At 40.6% G+C, this 668-nt stretch carries 1 protein-coding gene; it reads left to right on the plus strand.

The window, feature by feature from the left end:
- Window positions 1-668, plus strand: a 668-nt coding sequence (locus tag AB4653_RS22180; protein ID WP_372105362.1) for a cytochrome P450, incomplete at both ends; no start/stop codon positions are given.

The raw sequence follows: 668 nt of genomic DNA on the forward strand, positions 1-668 counted from the left end.
AAAAAAGTCCAATGTTCATCAGCAAATGTTGTGTTGGATTAAAGAGTACGGTGCTCATTTTCGTTTAAAACTAGGCATGAAAGATGTACTTGTATTGTCTGATGCAGCTCAAATCAAGTCCGTGCTAAAGTCTCGACCTGAGGAGTTTCGCCGCCTAAAGAATATCGAGAGTGTCTTTGATGAAGTCGGTCTTAATGGCGTATTCTCTGCTGAAGAAGAACGTTGGAAGCATCAACGAAAATTAACAGAACCTATGTTTCAGCCGAGTCACCTTAAACATTTTCATCCTCAGTTAAGCGTGATTACAGAGCGCCTAGGAAAGCACTTTGAAATGCTAGCGGAATCAGGAGAAGTGGTCGAACTCGTAACAGAATTTAAAAAATACACGGTTGATGTAACATCTCTGCTAGCGTTCGGGGAAGACTTTAACTCTATAGAACAAACAACTGTGCCACTAAGTAAAAGCTTACAAAACGTATTTCCGGTAATAAATCAACGCTGTAGTTCTCCAATTCCATTGTGGCGTTTTTTCAAAACGAAAAAAGACAAGCTGTTTGATACCAGTTTGGAGGACATTGGGCATTTCGTTTATGGGTGTATTGAAAAACAACGCGCTCGTCTGGTTCACGAACCAGTCCTTAAAGATTCACCAGAGAACATGCTGCAAA

This window comes from Vibrio sp. 10N.222.48.A3 (assembly GCF_041475345.1).
GTDB lineage: Bacteria > Pseudomonadota > Gammaproteobacteria > Enterobacterales > Vibrionaceae > Vibrio > Vibrio tasmaniensis_A.